Annotated in this window: 17 protein-coding genes; 11 read left to right on the top strand and 6 right to left on the bottom strand. The window is 75.2% G+C overall.

From position 1 onward, the window contains the following. Positions 1-20: 20 nt before the first annotated feature. The 3 genes from KPL57_RS69235 to KPL57_RS01650 all read right to left on the bottom strand — a co-directional run bounded on the left by KPL57_RS69235 (position 21) and on the right by KPL57_RS01650 (position 4,798). Positions 21-2,000, bottom strand: a complete 1,980-nt coding sequence (locus KPL57_RS69235) for an AAA family ATPase (RefSeq protein WP_308252764.1) — start codon at positions 1,998-2,000, stop codon at positions 21-23. 16 nt (positions 2,001-2,016) lie between these two features. After that, positions 2,017-3,837, bottom strand: a complete 1,821-nt coding sequence (locus KPL57_RS01655) for a hypothetical protein (protein WP_226350117.1) — start codon at positions 3,835-3,837, stop codon at positions 2,017-2,019. 190 nt (positions 3,838-4,027) lie between these two features. Continuing rightward, positions 4,028-4,798, bottom strand: a complete 771-nt coding sequence (locus KPL57_RS01650) for an ABC transporter ATP-binding protein (protein WP_226350629.1) — start codon at positions 4,796-4,798, stop codon at positions 4,028-4,030. 100 nt (positions 4,799-4,898) lie between these two features. Between KPL57_RS01650 and glgX the strand changes: the two genes are divergently transcribed. From glgX to KPL57_RS01630, 4 genes are all read left to right on the top strand, one after another. Continuing rightward, positions 4,899-6,920: a glycogen debranching protein GlgX gene (glgX, locus tag KPL57_RS01645; protein ID WP_226350116.1), complete on the top strand. Its 2,022-nt coding sequence runs from the start codon at positions 4,899-4,901 to the stop codon at positions 6,918-6,920. Between the two features lie 61 nt (positions 6,921-6,981). Beyond that, positions 6,982-7,209, top strand: coding sequence for a zinc ribbon domain-containing protein (locus KPL57_RS01640; RefSeq protein ID WP_226350115.1), 228 nt, complete (start codon positions 6,982-6,984; stop codon positions 7,207-7,209). Between the two features lie 106 nt (positions 7,210-7,315). Beyond that, positions 7,316-7,819 (top strand): hypothetical protein, encoded by a 504-nt coding sequence (locus tag KPL57_RS01635; protein WP_226350114.1) that lies wholly within the window; start codon positions 7,316-7,318, stop codon positions 7,817-7,819. A gap of 110 nt (positions 7,820-7,929) precedes the next feature. After that, the gene (locus KPL57_RS01630; RefSeq protein WP_226350113.1) at positions 7,930-8,640 is read left to right on the top strand and encodes a fibronectin type III domain-containing protein; all 711 of its coding nucleotides are present in this window, start codon (positions 7,930-7,932) and stop codon (positions 8,638-8,640) included. Here the strand turns inward: KPL57_RS01630 and glgP are convergent. After that, a complete protein-coding gene (gene glgP / locus KPL57_RS01625) occupies positions 8,637-11,216 on the bottom strand; it encodes an alpha-glucan family phosphorylase (RefSeq protein WP_226350112.1) in 2,580 nt (859 codons plus the stop codon). The two genes, KPL57_RS01630 and glgP, sit on opposite strands and share 4 nt — an antisense overlap. 257 nt (positions 11,217-11,473) lie before the next feature. On the opposite strand from glgP, the gene KPL57_RS01620 reads away from it, so the two are divergent. Next, positions 11,474-13,465: an alpha-1,4-glucan--maltose-1-phosphate maltosyltransferase gene (locus tag KPL57_RS01620; RefSeq protein ID WP_226350111.1), complete on the top strand. Its 1,992-nt coding sequence runs from the start codon at positions 11,474-11,476 to the stop codon at positions 13,463-13,465. An 88-nt stretch (positions 13,466-13,553) separates the two neighbouring features. Here the strand turns inward: KPL57_RS01620 and treS are convergent, their stop codons facing one another. Next, positions 13,554-15,872: a maltose alpha-D-glucosyltransferase gene (gene treS, locus KPL57_RS01615; protein WP_226350110.1), complete on the bottom strand. Its 2,319-nt coding sequence runs from the start codon at positions 15,870-15,872 to the stop codon at positions 13,554-13,556. A 393-nt stretch (positions 15,873-16,265) separates the two neighbouring features. On the opposite strand from treS, the gene KPL57_RS01610 reads away from it, so the two are divergent. The 6 genes from KPL57_RS01610 to glgB all read left to right on the top strand — a co-directional run bounded on the left by KPL57_RS01610 (position 16,266) and on the right by glgB (position 24,304). After that, positions 16,266-17,621 carry an aminoglycoside phosphotransferase gene (locus KPL57_RS01610; protein ID WP_226350109.1) on the top strand — a complete coding sequence of 452 codons (1,356 nt, stop codon included), beginning with the start codon at positions 16,266-16,268 and terminating at the stop codon, positions 17,619-17,621. A gap of 168 nt (positions 17,622-17,789) precedes the next feature. After that, the gene (locus tag KPL57_RS01605) at positions 17,790-18,437 is read left to right on the top strand and encodes a DedA family protein (protein WP_226350108.1); all 648 of its coding nucleotides are present in this window, start codon (positions 17,790-17,792) and stop codon (positions 18,435-18,437) included. Beyond that, a complete protein-coding gene (locus KPL57_RS01600; RefSeq protein ID WP_226350107.1) occupies positions 18,425-19,672 on the top strand; it encodes a glycosyltransferase in 1,248 nt (415 codons plus the stop codon). Before KPL57_RS01605 ends, KPL57_RS01600 begins: the two co-directional genes overlap by 13 nt. Beyond that, positions 19,669-20,532: an alpha/beta fold hydrolase gene (locus KPL57_RS01595; protein WP_226350106.1), complete on the top strand. Its 864-nt coding sequence runs from the start codon at positions 19,669-19,671 to the stop codon at positions 20,530-20,532. The genes KPL57_RS01600 and KPL57_RS01595 overlap by 4 nt, the downstream gene beginning before the upstream one ends. After that, a complete protein-coding gene (locus KPL57_RS01590) occupies positions 20,529-21,629 on the top strand; it encodes a glycosyltransferase family 1 protein (RefSeq protein WP_226350105.1) in 1,101 nt (366 codons plus the stop codon). The genes KPL57_RS01595 and KPL57_RS01590 overlap by 4 nt, the downstream gene beginning before the upstream one ends. Positions 21,630-21,715: 86 nt before the next feature. Then, the gene (gene glgB, locus KPL57_RS01585; RefSeq protein ID WP_226350104.1) at positions 21,716-24,304 is read left to right on the top strand and encodes a 1,4-alpha-glucan branching protein GlgB; all 2,589 of its coding nucleotides are present in this window, start codon (positions 21,716-21,718) and stop codon (positions 24,302-24,304) included. A gap of 46 nt (positions 24,305-24,350) precedes the next feature. On the opposite strand, the gene KPL57_RS01580 is transcribed toward glgB, so the two are convergent. Continuing rightward, the gene (locus KPL57_RS01580) at positions 24,351-24,518 is read right to left on the bottom strand and encodes a hypothetical protein (RefSeq protein WP_226350103.1); all 168 of its coding nucleotides are present in this window, start codon (positions 24,516-24,518) and stop codon (positions 24,351-24,353) included.

The raw sequence follows: 24,518 nt of genomic DNA, 5'->3' as shown, positions 1-24,518 counted from the left end.
TCCCCCGTCGGCCGCGGGGATCAGCCGTCGAAACCGTCGGTGATCCGGGCGGCGAGCAGGAGAACCGCGTCGACGGTGGCCGGCGCCAGCCGGGACAGGTCGATCCGGCCCCCGTGCGCGAGGTGCTGGTCGAACGGCAGCTCCACGACGGCGCGGACACGGGACTCGAAGTGCCTGCGGACCAGGTCCCGGTCGATCTCCCGGCTCCACCGGTCCTGGGACAGGACGACGACGGCCTGCTCGGCGAGGGCGGAGAACCCGTGCCCGTGCAGCCAGTCCAGGGTCCTCGACGCCCGGGTCGCCCCGTCGACGGTCGGGGTCCCGACGACGACGAGCGCGTCCGCCAGCGTCAGCGTCCCCTCCATCGCCGAGTGCACGAGGCCGGTCCCCGAGTCGGTGACGAGCACGTTGGCGAACCGGCCGATCAGCCCGCAGACCGCCTCGTACTCCTCCCGGCTGAACGACTCCCCCGCCGCCGGGTCCTGCTCCGAGGCGATGACCCGCAGGCGTCCGGCCAGGCTGCTGAAGCGGTCGAGATCGTGGACCGACGACGCGTGTGCGGCCCCCGCGAGCAGCTCGCGGACCGTCGCGGACGTGTCGCCGGTGAGCCGGTCGGCCAGGGTGCCCGCGTCGGGGTTGGCGTCGAGGGCGACGATCCGGTCGCCGCGGTTCTCCGCCAGGACCAGCCCCAGCAACGCCGACACGGTCGTCTTGCCGACGCCGCCCTTGATCGAGGCGACCGCGATCCGCCGGACCCCGGCCAGCGGTCGGCGGATCTGCTGGATGAGCTCCTGGCGGGCGAGCTGGGCCGGGGACGGCCCGGGGTTGTAGCGGCCCGCGGTGACGGCGTAGACGCCGCGCCGCCAGCCGTGCATCGGTTGGTCCCCGGCATAGCGGATGGGCGCGTTCGGCGCGACGGGCCGGACCGGGCCGGCGCGCTCGGCCGGGAGCGGGACCGGCGCGGGCCGCGGGCCGGCGGGCGGTGCGGACCGGCGCGGCCGGGGCGGAGCGTCCGGGTGCTGCGGCGCGGCGGGCGGTCGCCCGGCGCCCGGTCCGGGCGGAGGTCCGCCCGGCGGCGAGGCGGGTGGCCGGGACGGCGGGTGCCCCCGCCCGCGGGGCGGTGTCGGTCGGTCGGCTCCGCCACGGGGCACCGGACCGGTCGCGGAGCCGGTGCCCACCGGTGGGGCGGCCTTCCCGGCGGCCGGGGTGGGGCGGCCCGTGACCACCGGGATCGCCGTCGTGGCCGGGGGTGCGGCCTCCCCGGCGGTCCCGGTCTCCCCGGTCCTCCCGGTCCTCTCGGTGGTCCCGGTCCTCTCGGTGGTCCCGGGCGTCCCGGTCTTCTCGGTCGTCCCGGACCTCTCGGTGCTCCCGGGCGTCCCGGTCTTCTCGGTGGTCCCGGTCCTCCCGTCGGACGAGTCCGGGCCGTCGGACGCGGGCCGGTCGGCGGGCGACGGCGTGGGTCCGGTGCCGGTCGTGCCGGCATCGCCGGGCCGTGCACCGGTGGTCTCCCCGGTCGCCCGTCCCACCCGCTCGGTGGACGTCGCGGGTGCCGCCGGCGGGGTCACCCGCAGGGCGCGGGTCTCGGGGTCGGCCGCGCTCGCGGGTCCCGGCGGCCCGGCGGACCCGGCCGTGTCCCGGACCGGCGCCCCGGTGTCGGCAGCGCCTCCCCGGTCGCGGGCCGGTGACACGGGGACCGACGCCGGCGGCTCCGCGGGCGATGCCGGTCCGGCAGCCAGCGCCGTGCGCGGCGACGACGTCCGCGCCGGGGACTGTGCGGGAGCCGGGGACGGCGTCGGGCCTGGGGACGGCGTCGGAGCCGGGGACGACCGGACCGGCGGCTCCGGCTCCGGACCGGTCGCCGGAGCAGGACGGTGGGGCTGCCCGGCGTCCTCCGTGGACCTCTCCGGGCGCCCCGCGTCCCAGGTCACCGTCCAGTCGACGGGGACCCACTCGTCGGTGGCGTCACCCGTCGCCGGGTCCTGCGACGTCCGGTCCTGCACAGTCCGGCCTCCGTCCTCAGCCGACCGACACCTCGGTCGACCTCACCGACGAGGGGTCGACCGGCTCGTCCAGGGAGACGGTCACCGAGGAACCACTGATCGTCTTCGTCGCGGACGTGCCGCCGTCCTCGGTGTTCACGGTGACGTGGGCGGTCCGGCCCGAGCAGTGCTCGTCGAAGCCGGAGATGCGCACGGCCGTCACCTGGCCCTCGTCGTTCTGCTTCACCGAGACCGACAGCGACGACGCGTCGGTCGAGCACTGCTCCGAGGCCTTCTGCTCCTCCTCGGCCTGCTGCCGCTCGGCACGCTCCGCGGCCGCCCGGCGTTCGGTCGCCCGCTGCTCGGCCGCCTCGCGCTCCGCCGCCTTCTGCTCGGCCCGGCGCTCGGCGGCCTCCTGCTCGGCGGCTTCCTGCTCGGCTGCCCTCCGCTCGGCGGCCTTCTGCTCGGCCGCCTTCCGCTCGGCCGCCTGCTGCTGGGCCGCCTGCTGCTGGGCCGCCATGAACTCGGCCGCCCGCTGCTCGATCGCGCCGTCCGACGCCTCCTCGGCACTCGGGAGGTCGGACCCGTCCCGGCCGGTCGTGTCCGGGGTGGTCTCCTCCGGGACGGTCCGGCTCGGCGCCGCGTCGCCCGCGGCGGAGCCGGTGGCGGTCCGGGCGGACGTGTCGTCCGCGCCGAGCCGGCGCTCGGGCTGCCCGGCGACTGCCGCCCCGCGGGACGGCGCCTGCGCGAGCAGCTCGGGCAGCCGCCCGCGCTCGGTCGCGCCGGTCGTCATCCGCGCGATCCACTGGTCGGCGAGCGAGAGCGCCTCCCGCTCGGAGACCCCCTCGGGAGCGGCGGCCACTGGAGCGGACTGCGGCGTGCCCTCGGCGGCGAGCGCCTCCTGCACCGCCGGTGCGGTCGGCGCCGGCGCGGTCTCCTCGGGGGCGGTCTGCGCCGGGGCGGTCTGCGCGGGCGCCGTCTGCTCGGGGGCCGTCTGCTCGGGGGCGGTCTGCTCGGGGGCGGTCTGCGCCGGTCCGGACTGCTGCGTGCCCTCGGCCACGAGCTCCTCCGTCTGCTGCGCGGGGCCGCTCGACGCCGGGGCCTCGGCCGGGGCCAGCACGCCCAGCGCCGTGAGGGCCTCGGCGACCTCCTCCTGCCGGTCGGCGCGGGTCGGCAGGTCGGCGGCGCCCTCGGCGGTCGCGGAACCGGAGGTGTCGGACGGCCGGTCACCCGCGACCAGGGACGTGACGGGCGCGGCGGCGGAGTCCACGGTCTCCACGGGCCGTTCGAGCGTCGTCGCGACGGACCTGCCGACGGTGTCGGTGGCCTCTCCGGCCGACTCGGCCACCGGGGTCACGACCTCCCGCACGGGGGCGGCGGGCACCGGCAGCGAGACCGGGGCCGCCGCCACGGGTGCGGGCAGCGCGACGGGGGCCGCGGGCACCGGTGCGGCCGCCACGATCGGACCGAGCACGGACGGCGCCGGGGGCACCGCCGGCAGCAGCGCCTCGGGGGCCACGACCTCCGGCTCGTCCACGCCGACGCCGTCGAGCGACGGCAGCTTCGGCCCGGCCGCGGCCGACGGGGACGGGGCGGACTCCGGCGCGGACTCCGGGGCGGCGTCGCGCGATGCCAGGATCTCCGCGTCGTCCGGCTGCCGCGCCTCGTTCCGCTGTCCCGCGGCCCAGGCGGCCCACTCCTCGGTGGAGTCGGTGGCCTTCCCCGCCGGCGCACCGGCCATGGCCGCCCCGAACACCCCGACGGCGGTGAGCGCGGTCAGTCCTGCGACCAGTGACTGCCGCGGGGCCGCAGAGCGGCGCTGGGGCCGCGTGGGGTCGTCGCGTCGGGGAGCCGACATCGTGCACCTTCCGTCCGGTCGTCGTGCCGGCCGGGTTCTCCGGCCCACAGCTGATCACGACCATCGCGTGCGACCGGCCCAGACGTACGTCGCGAAGGCGGCGAACGGCCCATCCGAGGGGGATCCCTCGCCAACCGGCGGCGCGGACCGGTGCTCCCGGCTGGGCCGGACGGCCCACGCGGCCCCGGCCTCAGTCGCGCCGGTAGGCGGTGAACCGTCCGTTGCCGCGACGCTCGACGGTCAGCGGCAGCCCGAACGTCTCCGACAGCGGCTCGGAGGTCATGACCTCGTCCAGGAGCCCCGCGGCGACCACACGCCCCTCACGCAGCAGCAGCCCGTGGCTGTAGTTCGGCGGGATCTCCTCGACGTGGTGGGTGACCAGCACCGACGCCGGGGCGTACGGGTCGTCGGCGAGGTCGGCGAGCCGGGTGACGAGGTCCTCGCGGCCGCCGAGGTCGAGCCCGGCGGCGGGCTCGTCGAGCAGCAGCAGCTCCGGGTCGGTCATCAGCGCGCGGGCGATCAGGGTGCGCTTGCGCTCGCCCTCGGAGAGCGTGCCGTACGCGCGCCCGGCGAATCCCGCCATGCCGAGCTGGCCCAGGAGCTGCTCGGCGCGGCCGGTGTCGTCGCGCTCGTACTCCTCGCGCCAGCGCCCGAGGACCGCGTAGCCCGCGGAGACGACGACGTCGGAGACGATCTCGTCGCCCGGGATCCGGACGCCCAGGTTGGCCGAGGTGAGGCCGATCCGGGTGCGGAGCTCGAAGACGTTGACCCGGCCCATGCGCTCGCCGAGCACGTAGACGGTGCCGGAGGTCGGGTGCAGCTCGGCACCGGCGAGGCGGAGCATGGTCGTCTTGCCGGCGCCGTTCGGGCCGAGGACGACCCAGCGCTCGTCGAGTTCCACCCGCCAGTCGACGGCATCGAGCAGGGTGGTGTCGCCGCGGCGGACGGTGGCGCCGTCCATCCCGACGACCACGTCCTCGTCGTCGATCGGGGTGGAAACGGGTGTGACACCGGGCGCGGACGGGGTTCGGGGCGAAGTCACCCCCCTATCCTGGCCGATCGTGCCTGTCTTCCCCCTCGGTGCCCACCCCGACGACCACGGGACCCGCTTCGCGGTCGCCACCACCAGCGCCGAGACCGTCGAGGTGTGCCTGATCGACGGCGCCGCCGACGGTGAGGGCGGTGGTCTCACCGAGCGGCGCGTCGAGCTGCGCGAGCACACCTTCGGCGTGTGGCACGGCCACGTGCCCGGGGTGCGGCCCGGCCAGCGCTACGGCTACCGCGTGCACGGTGCGTACCGGCCGTTCGAGGGGCTGCGCGCGAACCCGCACAAGATCCTCGTCGACCCGTACGCGGCCCGGATCACCGGCCGGGTGACCGACGCCGTCGCCGCCCGCGGGTGGGACGGCGACCCGATGTCGGGGCGCCCCAGCACCGTCGACTCGCTCGGGTCGGTGCCGCTGTCGGTCGTCACCGCGACCGACCTGGCGCCCCGCCCGCCCCGCCCGGACGTGCCGTGGTCGGAGACGGTGATCTCGGAGATCCACGTGCGCGGCTGGACCAGGCTCCACCCCGAGGTGCCCGAGGCGCACCGCGGCACCTACCTCGGGCTGGCCCACCCGGCGGTCATCGCGCAGCTGCAGCGCACCGGGGTGACGGCCGTCGAGCTGCTGCCGGTGCAGGCCAACGCGCCGGAGCCGCCGCTGCTGGAGCGGGGCGCGTCGAACTACTGGGGCTACGCCACGCTGGGCTTCCTCGCCCCGCACGCCGGCTACGCCTCGGACCCCGGCAACGAGGTCGCCGAGTTCCGCTACCTCGTCGACACCCTGCACGCGGCCGGGATCGAGGTCATCCTCGACATCGTCCCCAACCACACCTGCGAGGGCGGGGTCGGCGGCACCACCCTGTCCTACCGCGGCCTCGACGCGCCGGCGTACTACTCGCTCGGCGGGTCCGGGCACGACGCCGACATCACCGGCACCGGCAACACCCTCGACGCCGGCTCCCCCACGGTCATCCGGCTGGTCTGCGACGCCATGCGGCACTGGGTGCACGCCTACGGCGTCGACGGGTTCCGGATCGACCTCGCCTCGGTGCTCGGCCGCCCGCGGTCGGGCCCGTTCTCGCCGGACTCCGCGCTGCTCACCGCGATCGCGCAGGACCCGACGCTGTCGACCTGCAAGCTGATCGCCGAGCCGTGGGACGCGACCGGCGAGGGGTACCGGGTCGGCGGCTTCGGCGTCGCCTGGTCGGAGTGGAACGGCCGCTACCGCGACGCGGTGCGCGACTTCTGGCGCGGTCACGGCGGCGTCGCCGAGCTGGCGTCGCGGCTGACCGGCAGCTCCGACATCTACCAGCTCTCCGGGCGTCGCCCGTGGGCCTCGGTCAACTTCGTCACCGCTCACGACGGCTTCACCCTGCGCGACCTCGTGTCCTACGAGCGCAAGCACAACGAGGGCAACGGCGAGAACAACCGCGACGGCACCGACGACAACCGTTCGCAGAACCACGGCGCCGAGGGCCCGACCGACGACGCCGGCATCCGCGCCGCCCGGCAGGCCACGGCCCGGGCGATGATGGCGACGCTGCTGCTGTCGATCGGCACCCCGATGATCACCGGCGGCGACGAGCGCTGGCGCACCCAGGGCGGCAACAACAACGCCTACTGCCGCGACGACGAGACCTCCTGGGTGGACTGGACCCGCACCGACGAGACCGCGGCGATGGAGGCGTTCACCGCCAAGGTCGCCGCGCTGCGCCGCGAGTCCCCGGTGCTGCACCGCGACCAGTTCTACGTCGACGGTGAGGTCCTCTGGTGGGACCCGTCCGGGCGGCCGATGGAGCCCGGCGACTGGCACGACGGCGGCCGTCGCACCCTCGCGCTGCTGCTGGCCGACTACTGGCTACTGGTCCTGCACGCCGGCGACGAGCCCGCCGACTGCGTGCTGCCCAGCGACCACGGTTTCGACCCGGTCCTGGACTCGACCGCGCCCGACGGCACCCCCGTCGACACCACCCCGCTCGACGCCGGGGCGACGGTCGTCCTGCCGCCCCGCTCGGTACGCCTGCTGCGCAGCCGCTGACCGGCGGTCCGGGGTGGTCGCGAGGCTGGGACGGACCGGCCGCGCGGCGTAGGCTCCGCGCATGCCGCGCTACGAGTTCCGCTGCCGCGAGTGCAGCACGACGTTCGAGGTCGAACGGCCGATGGCCGCGTCGTCGGACCCGGCGGACTGCCCGCACGGGCACGCGGACACCGTCAAGCTGCTCTCGACGATCGCGCTCGGCGGCCGGTCCGGTGCCGCGCCGCGGCCCGCGATGGCCCCGGCCGGTGGCGGCGGGGACTGCTGCGGCGGCGGGTGCTGCGGCGGCTGACCCCTTGCCGACGACGGGTCCCGCCCCCTCGGGCCACGGTCCGGCGGGCCACGGTCCGGCGGGCCACTGTCCGGCGGGCGGTGAGACGTCGCGGGCGGCCCGGCGCGTGGTGCTCGTGCTCCCGGCCGTCCTGCTGGTCGGCGTCCTGGGCGCGGGCTGCGCGGGTTCCTCCCCGCTCGCCCCGACCCGCGGCGCGGAGACCGCGGCGGGCCCGAGCGCGTCCGCCGTCGCCGCGCCGTCGGACTCGACGTCGACGAGTACCGGACCGCCGGTGACGATCGTGCTCGGCAGCCCGGACCGGCCGCAGGCCCGCGGCCTCGGGACCCCGCGACCGTCGCTGGTCGACCTCGGCGGGGCGAGCTCCACCGGCATCGTCGAGGACCTGACGTGGCAGAGCTGGGGCGGCCCGACCGCCACCGGCACCGGGACGGCCGCCTACGCCGCCCCCGGGCAGCCGCTCGCCGCCGCGACCCGGGAACGCGCGACGGTGGTCGCGGCCGACCCGGGCTCCTGCGCCGGGCGCCCGGCCTACCGCACGCTGACCTGGTACTTCCCCCAGCACGGCGAGGTCCCCGGCGCCCACCCACCGCTGCCCGTCTGCGGCGACTGACCGCCACACCGCTGCTAGGCCGAACGGGCGTATTCCGCTCCATCGTGTGACGTAGGTCAACACTGCTCCGATACGCCGAGTGCATCTGTCCCCGTGGAACTGGAGTCCACGTGCCCCGAGCGCTCCCCCGTCTTCTCCGTGCCGCCACCGCCGTCGCCGCCGTGGCCACCACCGCCCTGCTCACGACGGCGGCGACCCCCGCCCCGCCGTCGCCCCCGGCCGAGGCGCTCACCGCGCCCGGCCCGGTGCAGGCCCTGCAGGTCTCCCCCGTACCCGGCAGCGGCGCCCGCGGCCTCGGCCTGCAGGTGTCCTGGTCCCCGCCCGTCGAGAACGAGGGCGCCCTGCGCACCCACTACGACGTCGAGGTCCGCGACCACGCGGGCGCCGTCCTCCACTCGGCCTCGACCGAGACCACCACCAGCGCCCCGGTGTACGGCGACTACTGCGTCGCGCCGTTCACGGTGTCGGTGCGCGCGGTGACCCGCGACGTCGACGAGAGCCGGTCCGAGCCGGGGCCCGCCGTCCTCACCACGTTCGGCGAGCGGGCCCCGTGCGCCCTCACGATGTCGATCACCGCGGCCCGCGCCGCCGACGGCACCGTGCACGTGCGCGCCGTCCGCGAGGCCCCGGTCGACCCGTACGTCTCCGGGCCCTGCACGCTCGCGACGGCCGGCCGGGTGCTCTGGTCGGGCACCTGCGGCGGCTACGCCACCACCCAGGACATCGTGGTCGGCGCGCTGCCCCCGGGACCGCGGGAGCTCGCGCTGACCACCGTCGCCCCGCGGGGTGAGCGCAGCACGAGCCGGACCACGCTGCGCTAGCCCGCCAGGACGATCCGCCCCAGTTCGACCGACGACGCCAGGTGCGGGTGGTGCGGCAGCACCCGCACCGTGTACCCGGTCAGCCCCGCGTGCGGCAACGGCACGGCGACCTCCCAGGACCCGTCGCCGCGGTGCTCCATCGCGACGGTCACCGGGTCCGCCAGCTCGTCGGAGGAGTCGACCCGCCCGACGACGGCCTCGACCGTCACGTCCGACGGGTCCAGCCCGGCCAGGTCCACCCCCGCCCGGACCGTCATCGGCGACCCCACGACCGGGGTGTCGGGCAGCCCGGACGCGTCGACGCCGGTGATCCGGACGTGGTTCCACGCCTTGTTCAGCCGGGCCCGGAACTGCGCGATGTCGCGGGCGACGGCGTAGTCCGACGCGGCCGCGTCCGCGGCGGCGCGGGCGGCCGGGGTGTACCAGTCCTGCACGTACTCCCGCACCATCCGGGTGGCCTGCACCTTCGGCCGCAGGGTGGTGAGGGTGTGGCGGACCATCTCGACCCAGCGGTGCGGGACGCCGTCGACGCGGTCGTAGAACGCGGGGCCGACCTGGGTGGCGATGAGCTCGTAGAGGGCGTTGGCCTCCAGGTCGTCGCGCCGGGTCGGGTCCTCGACGCCGTCGGCGGTGGGGATGGCCCAGCCGTTGGCGCCGTCGTAGAACTCGTCCCACCAGCCGTCGCGGATGGACAGGTTCAGCCCGCCGTTGAGCGCGGACTTCATGCCGGAGGTGCCGCAGGCCTCCAGCGGGCGCAGCGGGTTGTTCAGCCAGACGTCGCAGCCCCAGTAGAGGTAGCGGGCCATCGACATGTCGTAGTCGGGCAGGAAGACGATGCGGTGGCGCACGCCGGCGTCGTCGGCGAAGCGCACGATCTGCTGGATGAGCGCCTTGCCGCCGTCGTCGGCGGGGTGCGACTTCCCCGCGACGACGAGCTGCACCGGCCGGTGCGGGTCGAGCAGCAGGCTGCGGAGCCGGTCGGCGTCGCGCAGCATCAGCGTGAGCCGCTTGTAGGTCGGGACCCGGCGGGCGAAGCCGACGGTGAGCACGTCGCGGTCGAAGACGTGGTCGGTCCAGCCCAGCTCCGGCTCGGACGCACCCCGCTCCAGCCAGGCGGCGCGCACCCGGCGGCGGACCTCGTCGACCAGCCGGGACCGCAGCGTGTTGCGCAGGCCCCACACGTCGGCGTCGGACACCTCGGCGGTGCTGCTGCCGGGCTCGCCGAGCAGCTCGGTGACCTGGTGGGCCTCCCAGGTGGGGCCGTGCACGCCGTTGGTGACCGAGCCGATCGGCACCTCCTCGCGGTCGAACCCGGCCCACAGCCCGCCGAACATCTCCCGCGACACCGTCCCGTGCAGCCGGGAGACACCGTTGGCGCGCTGGGCCAGGCGCAGACCCATGTGCGCCATGTTGAACGTCTCCGGGTCCTCCTCGGCGCCGAGCTCGAGGAGCCGGTCGGTCGGCAGGCCCGGCAGCAGCCGGTCGGTCAGGTAGTGCCGGACCAGGTCCAGGCCGAACCGGTCGATGCCGGCGGGCACCGGGGTGTGGGTGGTGAACACCGTGCCCGCGCGGACGGCGGCGAGCGCCTCATCGAAGTCGAGCCCGCCGGACGACGCGGACGCCGTCGCCGGGCCCGCGCCGTTGGACGACACCGCCGAGCCGGTGCACAGCTCGCGGATCCGCTCGCAGCCGAGGAACCCGGCGTGGCCCTCGTTGGTGTGGAAGACCTCCGGCGTCGGGTGCCCGGTGAGCCGGCAGAACGCGCGGACCGCGCGCACCCCGCCGACACCGATGAGGATCTCCTGCTGGATGCGGTGGTTCTGGTCGCCGCCGTAGAGCCGGTCGGTGACCCCGCGCAGGTCGGCCCCGTCGTCGGAGCCGGCGTTCTCCTCGATGTCGGTGTCGAGCAGCAGCAGCGGGACCCGCCCGACCGCGGCCTGCCAGATCCGCGCGTGCAGCGTGCGGTCCCCCGGCATCGCGACCTCGACGAGCTCCGGCGCGCCGGAGGCGTCGGTGAGCAGCTGCAGCGGCAGCCCCTGCGGGTCGATCGCCGGGTAGTGCTCGAGCTGCCAGCCGTCGAGCGACAGGGACTGGCGGAAGTACCCCGACCGGTACAGCAGCCCCACCGCGACGAGCGGGACGCCCAGATCCGAGGCGGCCTTGAGGTGGTCGCCGGCGAGCACGCCGAGCCCGCCGGAGTAGTTGGGCAGCACCTCCGAGACGCCGAACTCCATCGAGAAGTACGCGACGGCCGACGGCCTGCCCGCGCCGTCGGCGTCCGCGCCGCGGTACCAGCGCGGCTCGGACAGGTAGGTCTCCAGCTCCGCGGCCCGCTCGGCGACCTCGGCGGCGACCGCGTCGTCCGCGGCGAGCTCGGCCAGGCGGCCGGCGGGGATCTCGCCGAGCAGGCGGACCGGGTCCTGTCCGCTGGCGTCCCAGGCGTCGGGGTCGAGGGAGGCGAACAGTTCCCGGGTCGGCGCGTGCCAGGTCCACCGCAGGTTCGTCGCCAGTGTCTGCAGCGGCGCGAGCGGAGCGGGGAGCTGGGCACGGACGGTGAAACGACGGAGGGCTCTCACGGCCGCGAGGGTAGCCGGGAACACCGACACGCACGCGGTGTCCCGCCCGGCCGTGACGGGGTCCCACCGGTAGGGTCGCACTGCCGCGGGATCAGTGGGTCCGTGCACGTCGAATCGGTTCCGTCCACATCCGTTCCGATCCGTTCACGCCGATGGTCCCGCGGGTGTGGCGACAGGTGACGTGGCGGCGTCAGACTGGCCGTCTCGACTCTGGTGGGACTTCTACCGACGGTGACAATTTCCTGGGGGTGCAGCCGATGACCGGTCGGCTCGGAATCGACGACGTGACCCCGTTCGTGGAGAGCGGAGACCCGGCCAAGGCCGTGGTCGGCGAGGTCGTCCCGATCCGGGCGACCGTGTGGCGGGAGGGACATGACGCCGTCGCGGCGAACGTCGTGTTCACCCCGCTGTCGGCCGACGGGACGCCGGGCGACGCGCAGTACGTGCGGATGCAGCCCGACGGGGTGGGCACCGACCGCTTCGTGGCCTGGGTCCGCCCCGACGCCGAGGGTCGCTGGACCTTCCGCGTCGACGCGTGGAGCGACCCGTGGGCGACCTGGCGCTCGGGCGTGGAGAAGAAGATCGCCGCGGGCCAGACGGCCGAGGAGCTGGCCAACGACCTCGAGGTCGGCGCCCGGCTGCTCGCCAGGGTCGGGCGTCGCCCGGCCGAGAAGGACAGCCGCGACCTGCTGCTCGGCGCCGCGAACACGCTGCGGGACACCGCGCTGCCGCTGCGCGCGCGGGTCGCCCCCGCCCTGTTCGACGCCGTCGTCGCGATCATGGTCGAGCGTCCCGTCCGGGAGCTCATCACCCGCGGCCCGGAACGGACGATCTTCGTCGACCGGCCCCGCGCGCTGTACGGGTCCTGGTACGAGTTCTTCCCCCGCTCCACCGGCGGGCGCGACGAGACCGGCCGCCCGGTGCACGGCACGTTCGCGACGTCGTCGAAGGAGCTCGACCGCGTCGCGCGGATGGGCTTCGACGTCGTCTACCTGCCGCCGATCCACCCGGTCGGCACGGTGCACCGCAAGGGCCGCAACAACTCCACCCACGCCGAGCCGGGCGACGTCGGCTCCCCGTGGGCGATCGGCTCCGCCGCGGGCGGGCACGACGCGATCGACCCGGAGCTGGGCGACTTCGACGACTTCGACGCGTTCGTCGCGCGGGCGAACGAGCTCGGCATGGAGATCGCGCTCGACCTGGCGCTGCAGTGCGCGCCCGACCACCCCTGGGTCACCGAGCACCCGGAGTGGTTCACCGTGCGCCCGGACGGGACGATCGCCTACGCGGAGAACCCGCCGAAGCGCTACCAGGACATCTACCCGCTGAACTTCGACCGCGACCCGGCCGGCATCTACGCCGAGTGCCTGCGCGTGGTGCTCAAGTGGGTCGAGCACGGGGTGACGATCTTCCGGGTCGACAACCCGCACACCAAGCCGCCGAACTTCTGGCACTGGCTGATCTGGGAGGTCAAGCGGACCCACCCGGAGGTGCTGTTCCTGGCCGAGGCGTTCACCCGCCCGGCCCGGCTGTTCGGGCTGGCGCGGCTGGGCTTCACCCAGTCCTACACGTACTTCACGTGGCGGACCGAGGCCGAGGAGCTCGCCGACTTCGCGACGATGCACGCCGAGCACGCCGACGAGTGCCGCCCCAACCTGTTCACCAACACCCCGGACATCCTCCACGAGTCGCTGCAGACCGGCGGCCCGGCGATGTTCGCGATCCGGGCGACCCTGGCCGCGACGATGTCGCCCACCTGGGGCGTCTACTCCGGCTTCGAGCTGTACGAGGGCACCCCGGTCAAGCCGGGCAGCGAGGAGTACCTGGACTCGGAGAAGTACGAGCTGCGCCCGCGGGACTTCGAGTCCGCCCTGAACCAGGGGCGCTCGCTGGAGCCGTACGTGACCCGGCTCAACGAGATCCGCCGCGCCCACCCGGCGCTCCAGCAGCTGCGCGAGATCCACTTCCACGAGGTGGACAACACGAACGTCATCGCGTTCTCCAAGCTGGACCCGTCCACCGGTGACCAGGTGCTCGTGGTCTGCACGCTGGACCCGACGGCCCCGCAGCAGGGCACCCTGAAGCTGGACATGCCGGCGCTGGGGCTGCGGTACACCGACGTCGTCGAGGTGCACGACGAGGTGTCGGGCGAGACCTACCGCTGGGGCGAGTACAACTTCGTGCGGCTGGTCCCGACCGACCACGTCGCGCACGTGATCACGCTGCCCGCGCAGGCCCCGCTGCTCTGACCCGCCCCGGCCGCCGCCGTCCACACCCCCTGCCGGGCGTCCACACCCGGTGCGACGGGTGTGGACGGCGGCGGACGGGTGTGGACGCTCAGTCCTCGTCGGCGTCGTCCGCCGGGGGCTCCAGGACGACGGCGGTCGCCCGGAACGGGGCCATCCCGATCCGGAACCCGTTGAGGTCGTCGACGGTCCCGACGGTCTCGCCGGAGAACAGGTCGGTGACGGTCGCGCCCGGCGCCAGGTGCTCGGACCGCACGAACGCGTCCACCTGCTCGTCGGCGAAGTTCAGGACGGTCACGCTGGTCCGGTCGTCGTCGAGCAGGTGCACCATCACCAGCAGGCCGCGGTGCGACACGTCCGGCACGTCGACCTGACGGGCCGTCGCCACCCCGGAGCGCTTGCGCACGGCCAGGATCGCCTGCATCTGGCGGACGAAGCTGGTCTCCTCGGTCAGCTGGTCGGGCAGCGACCCGTAGAGGCTGCGCCCGCGGGGCATGCCCGACGAGGACTTCTCGGCGTCCGGCCGGTGCCCCATCAGGTCGTGCGCCGGCCGGGAGATCCACCGGGTGTCCCCGGAGTTCAGCAGGTCCGAGACCGAGTCCGGCGGCAGCGTCAGCATGCCGAGCAGGTCCCAGCCCGACAGCGCGAACACCCCGGGCTGGAACGCGTTGAACATGACCAGCAGCAGGTGCACCCGCCGGATGCGCCCGACGTCGTCGGGCCCGATGTCGTCGAGCGCGGAGATGCCGAGCGAGGCGGCGATGACGGTCGCGGTGGTGCAGGCGATCCCGTTCGTCGTGAAGATCAGGTTGTAGGGCGCGTCCGGCCCGGTGAGGACGTCGCACAGGTCGCGGCGGATCGTGTCGGCCAGGTCCCCGCCGCGCATGTCCTCGCCGCGGAAGTGGAACAGCTCGTCGGTGTGGCCCGCGGTCCAGTGCACGAGCTCGTAGGTCAGCTCGTCGTGGTTCTGCAGCGCGTGCACCAGCGACGCCGGGTCGACGCCCAGGTCGAGCGCGGTGCGCAGGGTCAGCCGCAGGAACTCGGTGTCCGAGGTCGCGAGCGCGTGGTGGTAGGCGGGGCGGTTGATGAAGTCGTAGGACAGGTCCGCGCCCGCCTCGGAGGTGACCTTGATGTCGTCGACGGTCAGGTTCAGCTCCTGGAAGGTGAACCCACCGACCTTGCGCACCATGCTCGCGATGAGGTGGTTCGCGGCCTCGGACAGCGGGTGCCCCTCGGACCAGCCCGGGTTCCCGGAGCCCGCCTTCTCCACGCCGAGGAAGCCGTTCGCGTCCAGGCGCAGCGCACCCGAGCCGAGGTCGGCCAGCGAGTGCAGGGCGTCGCCGATGACCATCCGCATGCCCGCGAAGGTCGGGTCCAGCCAGTTGACTGACGGCTGGCCGTCCTTGAAGTAGTGCAGGTACACCCAGCGCCGCACGACGCCGTCGACGCCGGTGACCTCGCCGGTCGCCGACCAGTTGGTCTCCTTCACGCCCTCGCGGTAGAAGATGACCCGCTGCAGCCGGCCGACGATGTAGCCGGCCTTCTCCAGCGCCTCCTCTGTCGCCGCGTCGAGGTTGGCCGAGTCCTTCCCCGGCGGCACGTCCGGCAGCATCCCCCAGTCGGACTGCTCGATCTCGACCATGTGGTAGATGCCCGGGTAGTCGCCGTAGGCGAGCTCGGCGAGCCGGAAGTCCGGCCCCTTGCCGGTGTGGCCGGGGACGATGTCGTCGATGATCGTGCCGCCGTGCCAGGTGGCGGTCGCGCACATCGCACGGAACTCGTCCTCGGTGCCGAAGGCCGGGTCGAGCTCGTTGGAGATGCGGTCGAAGTGGCCGTCGACGCTCGGGGTGGGCTGCCAGCCCGAGAGCCCGCCCGCCTTCTTCACCGGCCCGGTGTGGACGCCCTCGATGCCGATCGTCTCGAACGCCTGCCACAGCTCCTCGTTCCCGAGTGCGGCCAGGAACGACTCGCCGGAGGCGGTGATCAGCGAGATCGGGTAGGCGGTGAACCACACCGACGCCGTCTCGACCGCGTGCCGCGGGCCGGGGCTGGCGTAGGGGTTCTGCCACATCGAGCCCTGCCCGGAGAACTGGCGGGCCAGCTCGTCGGCGTGGCCGAGCATCGACTGGGACAGCAGCCACGACACGTAGACCGGGTTCTCCCCCGACGCCGGGCCGTCCTGCGACACCGACCGGCGCCGCACCGTGGACCGCACCCGGGCGCGGTGACGCAGGGTGCGCGGACGCGCCTCGTGGTAGTACTCGGCGAAGTTCACGTCCGGTGGCTCCGGGACGTGCTCGGCCTCGGCGGGCACCGGTTCGACGGCGGCGAGCGGATCGGCCGGTGCGATCCGGGCCTGGGTCTCCGGGATCGTCGGGGGGATGTCGGCCTTCGGCTCTCGCTCGGTCACGCCGCCGGTCCTCCGGTCGCTGTGGGGGGCAGGTCAGGGCAGGTTCTGGGCATGTCCGGCCCACGGTGCGCCCTGCGACGGCGATCCGCACGCGGGCGCGTGCGCACCGTCGCGGGGTACCCGCGGGCACCACGTCCAGTATGGGTTTCCCGGCACGGGGATGCCGGACAGAAGCGTGATCACCGCCCGTGACCAACGGGTGGTCGATCCGACACGGACAGTACCGCCCACCCGACCTCCTGACCCGGCCGGGTCGGCCTGTCCCGGTTAGGGTTTTCGCCTGCGGGCCCGGGTGGCGCCGACCGGTACCGGACGTGGTGCGGGCGGTGGTCGCGACCGGTCCGCGGTGGTGTTCACAGGCCGGGCGGACGCCCGGCAGGAGGGGGACGACGCGTGCGGCCGACCGGAGCTTCCGAGGACCTGACGGCGCTCCCGGGCCTGTTGCGCGACTGGCTGCCCGGGCGTCGCTGGTTCGCCGAGAAGGGGCGTCCGCTGACCGGCGTCGCCGTCGCGTCGCGGCACCCGCTGCCCGCCGCCGAGGGCGTCACCGGGCTCGAGGTGCTGGTCCTCGCGGTGTCCTTCGCCGACGGTCCGGACCGGCACTACCAGCTGCTCCTGGCCCGCGCCCCGCACGCCCCGGTCGGGGCCGCACCGATCGGCGGCCACGACGGGCAGGTCCTCTACGACGGCCTGCACGACCCGGCCGTCACCGCGCTGCTGCTGCGGCTGATCGCCGAGGGCGCGACCGCCGGTGACCTGTCGTTCGTGCCCGAGCCGGGCGCGGTGCTGCCGCTGACCGAGACCGGCCGCGTCGTCGACGCCGAGCAGTCCAACACCTCGGTCCGCTGGGGCGAGCGCTCCATCCTCAAGGTCTACCGGCGCCTGTCCCCCGGTCTGAACCCCGACCTGGAGCTGCACCGGGCGCTGCGCGCGGCCGGGTCGACGTCGGTCGCGGCGCTGCAGGGCGGGATCGAGGGGGTCCTCGACGGCGAGCCCGCCACCTTCGCGCTGCTGCAGGAGTTCGCGGCCGGCTCGCACGACGGCTGGGAGCGGGCCACCGCGGCGGTCCGCGACCGGACCGACTTCACCGGCGACGCCCGCGCGCTCGGTGAGGCGCTCGCCGACGTGCACGTCGCGCTGCGCGCCGAGCTCGGCACCTCCGAGGCCGACCCGCGCGAGCTGGCGGCGTACTGGACGCGGCGGTGCACCGAGGTCGCCGACCAGGTGCCGGTGCTCGCCCCGCACGTCCCCGCGATCCGCGCCGTCTACGACGAGGTGGCCGCGCTGGGCGCGCCCGTCGTCGTGCAGCGGGTGCACGGCGACCTGCACCTCGGGCAGACGCTGCGCCGCCCGGACGGCCGCTGGCTGGTCATCGACTTCGAGGGCGAGCCGGCCGCCTCCCCCGAGGAGCGGCGCGCGCCGGACTCCGCGGTGCGCGACGTCGTCGGGATGCTGTTCTCCTTCGACTACGCCGCCTTCCACCACCTGCTGACCCGGTCCGACACGCCCGGGGCAGGTCTCGGTTCGGACACCACCGAGGCACGTCTCGCTCACGACTGGTCGGCCGCGAACCGCGACGCGTTCTGCGCCGGCTACGCCGCCCGCGCCGGTGAGGACCCACGCGCGCACGCCGCGCTGCTGCGCGCCTACGAGCTGGACAAGGCCGTCTACCAGGTGCTCTACGAGACCCGCAGCCGTCCGACCTGGCTGCCGATCCCGCTCACCGCGATCGCGCGCAGCACCGCGTAGCACGTCCGGGCCGTCGGCGACACCCGGTGGTCACCGGACCTTCCCGCCGTCGACGCCGGGGCGACGCCCGACTCCCCGGGCGGCCCGGCGCGGGATCGTGGAATCCTCCCCGACCAGGAGGACACCCACCGTGAGACGACCACCCGCCACCCGGCCCGAGGACCTGTCGTGACCCCGGCCGGTCTGCTCGGTGTGGACGGTCTGGACGGGGTCCTGGGCCTCGTCCAGCGCCCCGACGGGCCCACGCTCGGCGTGACGCTGGCCGTGCTGTTCCTCGGTGTGCTGGTGGAGGGGCCGGTCGTCAGCGTCGTCGCGGGCTCGCTCGCGGGCGCCGGGCTGCTCGACTGGTGGGTGGTGTGGCTGGTGGCGTTCGCCGCCGACGTCGTCGCCGACACCGTCTTCTACGTCCTCGGCCGCGGCGGGCGCCGCCCGGCCGTCGCTCCGCTGCTGGTCCGGCTGGGTCTGACCGAGCGGCGCTGGGACGCACTGCGCGCGAAGGTGGGGGGCCGTCCGGGCCGGTTGGTGCTGGGCGCGAAACTGGTGGACGTCGGCGCGATCCCCGCGTTCCTGGCCATCGGCCTGGCCGGGGTGTCGTACCGGCGGTTCGTGGCCTGGGTGGTCCCGCTGACGGCAGTGCGTTCGGCACTGCTGGTCGGGATCGGCTGGGTGGTCGGGGGCCGGTTCGCCGCGGAGCTGGCCGACCGGCCGTGGATCATCGTGGCGGTGGGGCTGGGCGTGGGCCTGGTGCTCGTGGCCGGGCGCGCGCTGTGGGTGCGTGTCAGGACCTCGCGGAAGGAGAACGTGTGCGCGTCCTGATCGGGGCCGACACCTGGGCACCGGACGTCAACGGGGCCAGCTACGCCGCACAGCGGCTGGCGGCCGAGCTCGCCGCCCGCGGGCACGAGGTGCACGTGGTCGCGCCGTCGCGCGGCCTGCGCAGCGTCCCGCCGCGCCGGGTCGGGCCGGTGACCGAACACCGGGTCCGCTCCTGCCGCGTCCCCAAGCCGCCGGACTTCCGGCTCTGCCCGCCGCCCGGGCTGCGCCGGACCTGCCGCGCGATCCTGCGCCGGGTCCGGCCCGACGTCGTGCACGTGCAGAGCCACATGGTGCTGGGCCGGATGCTGCTCACCGCGGCCGCCGACCTCGGCGTCCCGTCGATGGCGACCACGCACATGATTCCGGAGAACATCATCCCGGCGATCAGCTTCCTGCACCTGCCGGAGTCCGGGCTCAAGAAGCTGTTCTGGTGGGACGCGGTGCGCGTGCTCAGCCGGGCCGGGCTGGTCACCGCGCCCACCCCGCTGGCCGCGTCGATGGCCGAGCAGGGCGGCGTCCCCGGCCCGGTGCTGCCCGTGTCCAACGGCCTGGACCTGGGCCGCTTCCGGCCCGACACCACCGGTCGCGGGCCCGCGTTCCGCGCCCGGCACGGCATCCCCGCCGACGCTCCGCTGGTCGGCTTCGTCGGGCGGCTGGACCGGGAGAAGCACGTCGACGAGCTGGTCCGCGCCACCGCGCTGCTGCGCGCCGGTGCGGTGCCCGCGGCGCGGCTGGTCGTCGTCGGCGACGGCGAGGAGCGGGCCCGGCTGGGCGCGCTGGTCCGCGCCGAGCACCTGGAGCACGCGGTCACCTTCACCGGCCGGCTCACCGACGACGAGATCCCCGACGTCTACCCGGCCCTGGACGTGTTCGTGAACGCCGGCACCGCCGAGCTGCAGAGCCTGGTCACGCTGGAGGCGATGGCGACCGGGAAGCCGGTCGTCGCCGTCGACGCGGGTGCGCTGCCGCACCTGGCCCGCCCCGGGGTGAACGGCTGGCGCTACCCGCACGGCGACGTCGCCGCGCTCGCCGACCGGCTGTCCCGGGTGCTCGGCGACCCCGACGGCGCGGCCGCGCTGGGGGCGGCGAGCCTGCGGATCGCCTCCGAGCACTCGCTGGCGACCACGGTGGACACCTTCGAGGAGCTGTACCGGACGAAGGCCCGCCCGGTCGTGCCGGTGCGCGCGTTCCGATCGGCGCGCCGCGCCCGCCGGCACGCGGACACCCGGCGGTGACCGCGACGCCGGCGCCCGCCCTCGCGGTGGCCTCTCCCGTGCACGTCGTCGACGGCGCGCCCACCGTCGTGCACACCCTCGGGGACCCGGACGGGGCACCGGTGCTGGCGCTGCACGGGCTGCGCGGCAGCCACCACGGGCTCGCGCCGCTGGCGTCGCGGCTGACCGGGTACCGCGTCGTCGTGCCGGACCTGCCCGGGTTCGGGGCGTCGCCGCCGTTCACCGACCGCACCCACGACGTCGACGGCTACGCCCGCTGGGCCTCGGCGCTGCTCGCCGACCTCGGCCCGGACACGGTGCTGCTGGGGCACTCGTTCGGGTCGATCGTGGCCGCGGCCGTCTGCGCCGCGGCCGCGACCACCCCGCGGGCGCTGGTCCTGGTCAACCCGATCGCCGAGCCCGCCTCGGGCGCCGGCGGCGTCACCGGCCTCGGGACGGCGGCCACCGCGCTGCTGCACTCCGGCGCCGCCCGGTTCGGCCTCGACGGCGTGCTGCGCAGCAGGCTGCTCGCCGACGCGGCCACCCTGTCGATGACCACCACCCGCGACCCGCTGCTGCGTCACTGGATCTCCGACGAGCACCGCGCCCACTTCGGCACCTTCGCCACGACGGCGTCGCTGCTGGAGTGCTTCCGCGCCGCCGGTTCCGGCTCGGTGCGGCCCTGGGCGCCCCGGATCACGGTGCCGACGCTGCTGCTGGCCGGGGCCCGCGACCGGGTCGCCCCACCGGCCGGGCAGCACGCGCTCGCCGCCGCCTTCGCCGACGCCCGGCTGGTCCTGCTGCCGCGCACCGGCCACCTCGTGCACTACGAGGCCCCGGCGTGGGCGGCCCGCGAGATCCGGGGTTTCGTGGCGCGGTGAGGGTGCTCGTCGACTGCCGCTACATCCGTCCCGGACGCCCGGACGGCATCGGCCGCTACACCACCGGCCTGGTCCGCGCGCTGGACCGGATCGCCCCGGTGGAGCTGCTGGTGTCCGACCCGCGCCAGCGCGACGGGCTGCCCGACCGGCCCGCGCACACCCTGCCCGCCCCGACCGGGGCCGGGGAGCCGCTGGTCGCGCGGCGGGTGAACCGGATCGTCGCCGGGTCACCCGATGCGGTCGTCTTCAGCCCGATGCAGACGATGGGCACGCTCGGGCGCCGCTACGCGGTGGTGCTCACCGTGCACGACCTCATCTACTACCGGCATCCGGCGCCGCCGCCGTGGCTGCCCGCGCCGGTGCGGGCGGTGTGGCGGGCCTACCACCTGTCGTGGTGGCCGCAGCGGCTGCTGCTGGCCGGCGCCGACGCCGTCGCGTGCGTGTCCGCCGCGACCGCGAGCCTGGTCGCGGCGCACCGGCTGTCCCGCCGGGAGGTCGCCGTCGTCCCGGACGCCACCGACTTCCACCTGCCGCCCGGCACGCCGACGCGGTCCCGCCCGCCGGGGAACCGGATCGTCTACGCCGGGTCGTTCATGCCCTACAAGGACGTCGCGACCCTGGCCCGGGCCGCGGCCCGGCTGCCCGGGCACGAGCTCCACCTGGTCTCCCCCGTCCCGCCCGGGGTGCGCGCGGAGCTGGCGCGGCTCGCCGCACCGGCCCGGCCGGTGTTCCACGACGGCGTCGACGACGACGGCTACCGCGCCCTGCTCGACGGCGCCACTGCCCTGGTCTCCGCCTCCCGCGACGAGGGTTTCGGGCTCCCGGTGCTGGAGGCCATGGCGCGGGGCTGCCCGGTCGTCGTCACCGACATCCCGGCCTTCCGCGAGGTCGCGGGCGACGCCGGGGTGTTCGTCGCGCCGGGTGACGACGCCGGTTTCGCCGACGCCGTGCGCGGGCTGGACACGACCTGGACCCGGCGCTCCGACGCGGTGCGGGCCCGCGCCGCCGAGCAGACCTGGGACGGCGCCGCCGTCGCGCTGCGGGCGGTCCTGGAACGGGCGCTGGGGCGCCACCGGCGCCGGCGCGGGCGGGCCTGACCCGGTCCGCTCACGCTCGACTGCGATCCGGCAACACTGTGCGACCGCGCGCGGCGGGCGTTCGTCACCCGCAGTACGGTTCCGCAGTGACCTCCGAGGAGACCCGAGCGACCCGCTCCGAGACCGATGCGTACGCACCGGACCAGGCGACGACCGACCGGCTCCTGGGCGGTGCCCACCACGACCCCCACTCGGTGCTCGGCGCGCATCCGCACGTCGACGGCACCGTGGTCCGTGTCCTGCGGCCGCACGCCGTCTCGGTGGCGGTGCTGCCGAACGGCGACCGCGCGCAGGCCTGCGAGCTGACCAGGGTGCACGACGCCGGGCTGTTCTCCGGCCTCGTCCCCGGCTCCGGCGGCGACTACCGGCTGCTCGTGACCTACGGCGACGGCGCCGGCGGCACGACCGAGCAGACGGTCGACGACCCGTACCGCTGGCTGCCGACGCTCGGCGACATGGACCTGCACCTCATCGGCGAGGGACGGCACGAACGCCTGTGGGACGTCCTCGGCGCACACGTCCGGGACTACGACACCCCCTCCGGCGCGGTCGCCGGGACCAGCTTCGCCGTCTGGGCCCCGAACGCCCGCGGTGTGCGGGTCACCGGTGACTTCGACGGCTGGGCCGGCTGGGCGCTGCCGATGCGCTCGCTGGGCAGCTCCGGGGTCTGGGAGGTGTTCCTGCCCGGCGTCGGCGTCGGCGACCGCTACAAGTTCCGCATCCTGGGCCCCGACGGCCGGTGGCGGGACAAGGCCGACCCGATGGCCTTCGCCACCGAGATCCCGCCGCAGACGGCGTCGGTCGTGACCCGCGACGTGTACGAGTGGACCGACGACGCGTGGATGGCCGACCGCGCGCAGCGCCGCCCGCACGCGGAGCCGATGAGCGTCTACGAGATGCACCTCGGCTCCTGGGTGCCGGGGCTGGACTACCGCGAGATCGCCGAGCGGCTGGTGGCCTACCTGGACACCACCGGGTTCACCCACGTCGAGCTGCTGCCGGTGGCCGAGCACCCGTTCGGCGGGTCCTGGGGCTACCAGGTGACCTCGTACTTCGCCCCGACCTCGCGGTTCGGCACGCCCGACGACTTCCGGTACTTCGTCGACCGGCTGCACCGCGCGGGCTACGGCGTGATCGTCGACTGGGTGCCCGCGCACTTCCCGCGCGACGAGTGGGCGCTGGCCCGCTTCGACGGCACGGCCTGCTACGAGCACGCCGACCCGCGCCGCGGCGAGCAGCCCGACTGGGGCACGCTCGTGTTCGACTTCGGCCGCAACGAGGTGCGCAATTTCCTCGTCGCGAACGCGCTGTACTGGCTCGAGTCGTTCCACATCGACGGCCTGCGCGTCGACGCGGTCGCCTCGATGCTCTACCTGGACTACTCCCGCGCCGACGGCCAGTGGCTGCCGAACGTCCACGGTGGCCGGGAGAACCTCGACGCGGTGGCGTTCCTGCAGGAGATGAACGCGACCGTCTACCGGGAGCACCCGGGCGTCGTGACGATCGCCGAGGAGTCCACCGCGTGGCCGGGCGTCACCCGGCCCACCTACATGGGCGGTCTCGGGTTCGGGCTCAAGTGGAACATGGGCTGGATGCACGACACGCTCGACTACACCGGGCGCGACCCCATCCACCGCAGCTACCACCACAACCAGATGACCTTCTCGCTGATGTACGCGTTCAGCGAGAACTACGTGCTGCCGATCAGCCACGACGAGGTCGTCCACGGCAAGGGGTCGCTGTGGACCCGGATGCCCGGCGACGACTGGAACAAGGCCGCCGGCGTCCGCGCGCTGCTGGCCTACATGTGGGCGCACCCGGGCAAGCAGCTGCTGTTCATGGGCGGTGAGTTCGGGCAGCCGCGCGAGTGGTCCGAGCAGCGGTCGCTGGACTGGCACCTGCAGAGCGACGAGCCGCTGCACGGCGGGATCACCACCCTCGTCGGGGACCTGAACCGGACCTACCGCGCGCAGTCCGCGCTGTGGTCGCGCGACACCACCCCGGACGGCTTCGGCTGGATCGACGCCAACGACGCGCAGGGCAACGTGTTCTCGTTCCTGCGCCACGGCGTCGACGCCGAGGGCCGCGCCACCGTGCTGGCCTGCGTCGCGAACTTCTCCGGCTCCCCGCGCGAGGACTACCGGGTGGGCCTGCCGTTCGCCGGGAACTGGACCGAGGTCGTCAACACCGACGCGTCGGCCTACGGCGGATCCGGGGTGGGCAACCTCGGCCGGGTCAAGGGCGAGCAGGTCATGTGGCACGGCCAGCCCGCGTCGGCGGTGCTGCGGCTCCCGCCGTCGGGTGTGCTGTGGCTGGTGCCGGAGGAGACCGGCGGCCCGGTGCTGTCCGCCCCGGCGCAGGAGGCGGCCCCGGCCGCGACGGTCCCGCCGCCGCTGCCGGCCGCCGCGCTGCCCGACGAGCCGGAGGACACCGACGTCGAGGCACCGGTGACCCCGGACGACGACCTGCGGGTCTCCGCCGCCCCGGCGGACCCGGCCGACCTCGTCGACCCGGGGCCGGACGACTCCGAGGACGCCCCGGACGCCGGTCCGGTCTCCACCTCGGTCGCGCCCGCACCCGGCACCGTCGGTGTCCGGGCGGTACGCACCGGCACGTTCGTGAACGGGAGCTCCGGGACGGGCGCGTCGGACACCGGGACCACCGCGGGCGACTGAGCTCCGCCCCGCGACCGGCCCGGCCCCGCGCCGGGCCGGTCGCGGGTCAGCGCTCGGCCGTGTCGGGCTCCTCGCCGGGCAGGTCGGAACGGGCCGTCGTCGGCCGTGCCGGACCCGTGCTCCCCGTCACGGCGCCGCCCACGGGGGGACGGTCGCCGTCGACCGGTGGCCTGCCCGACGGCTCGTCGTCGGGGCCCATCCAGACGCGCGCCAT

Source organism: Pseudonocardia sp. ICBG601 (genome assembly GCF_020496245.1).
This window is presented reverse-complemented; position numbering and strand designations above follow the sequence as displayed.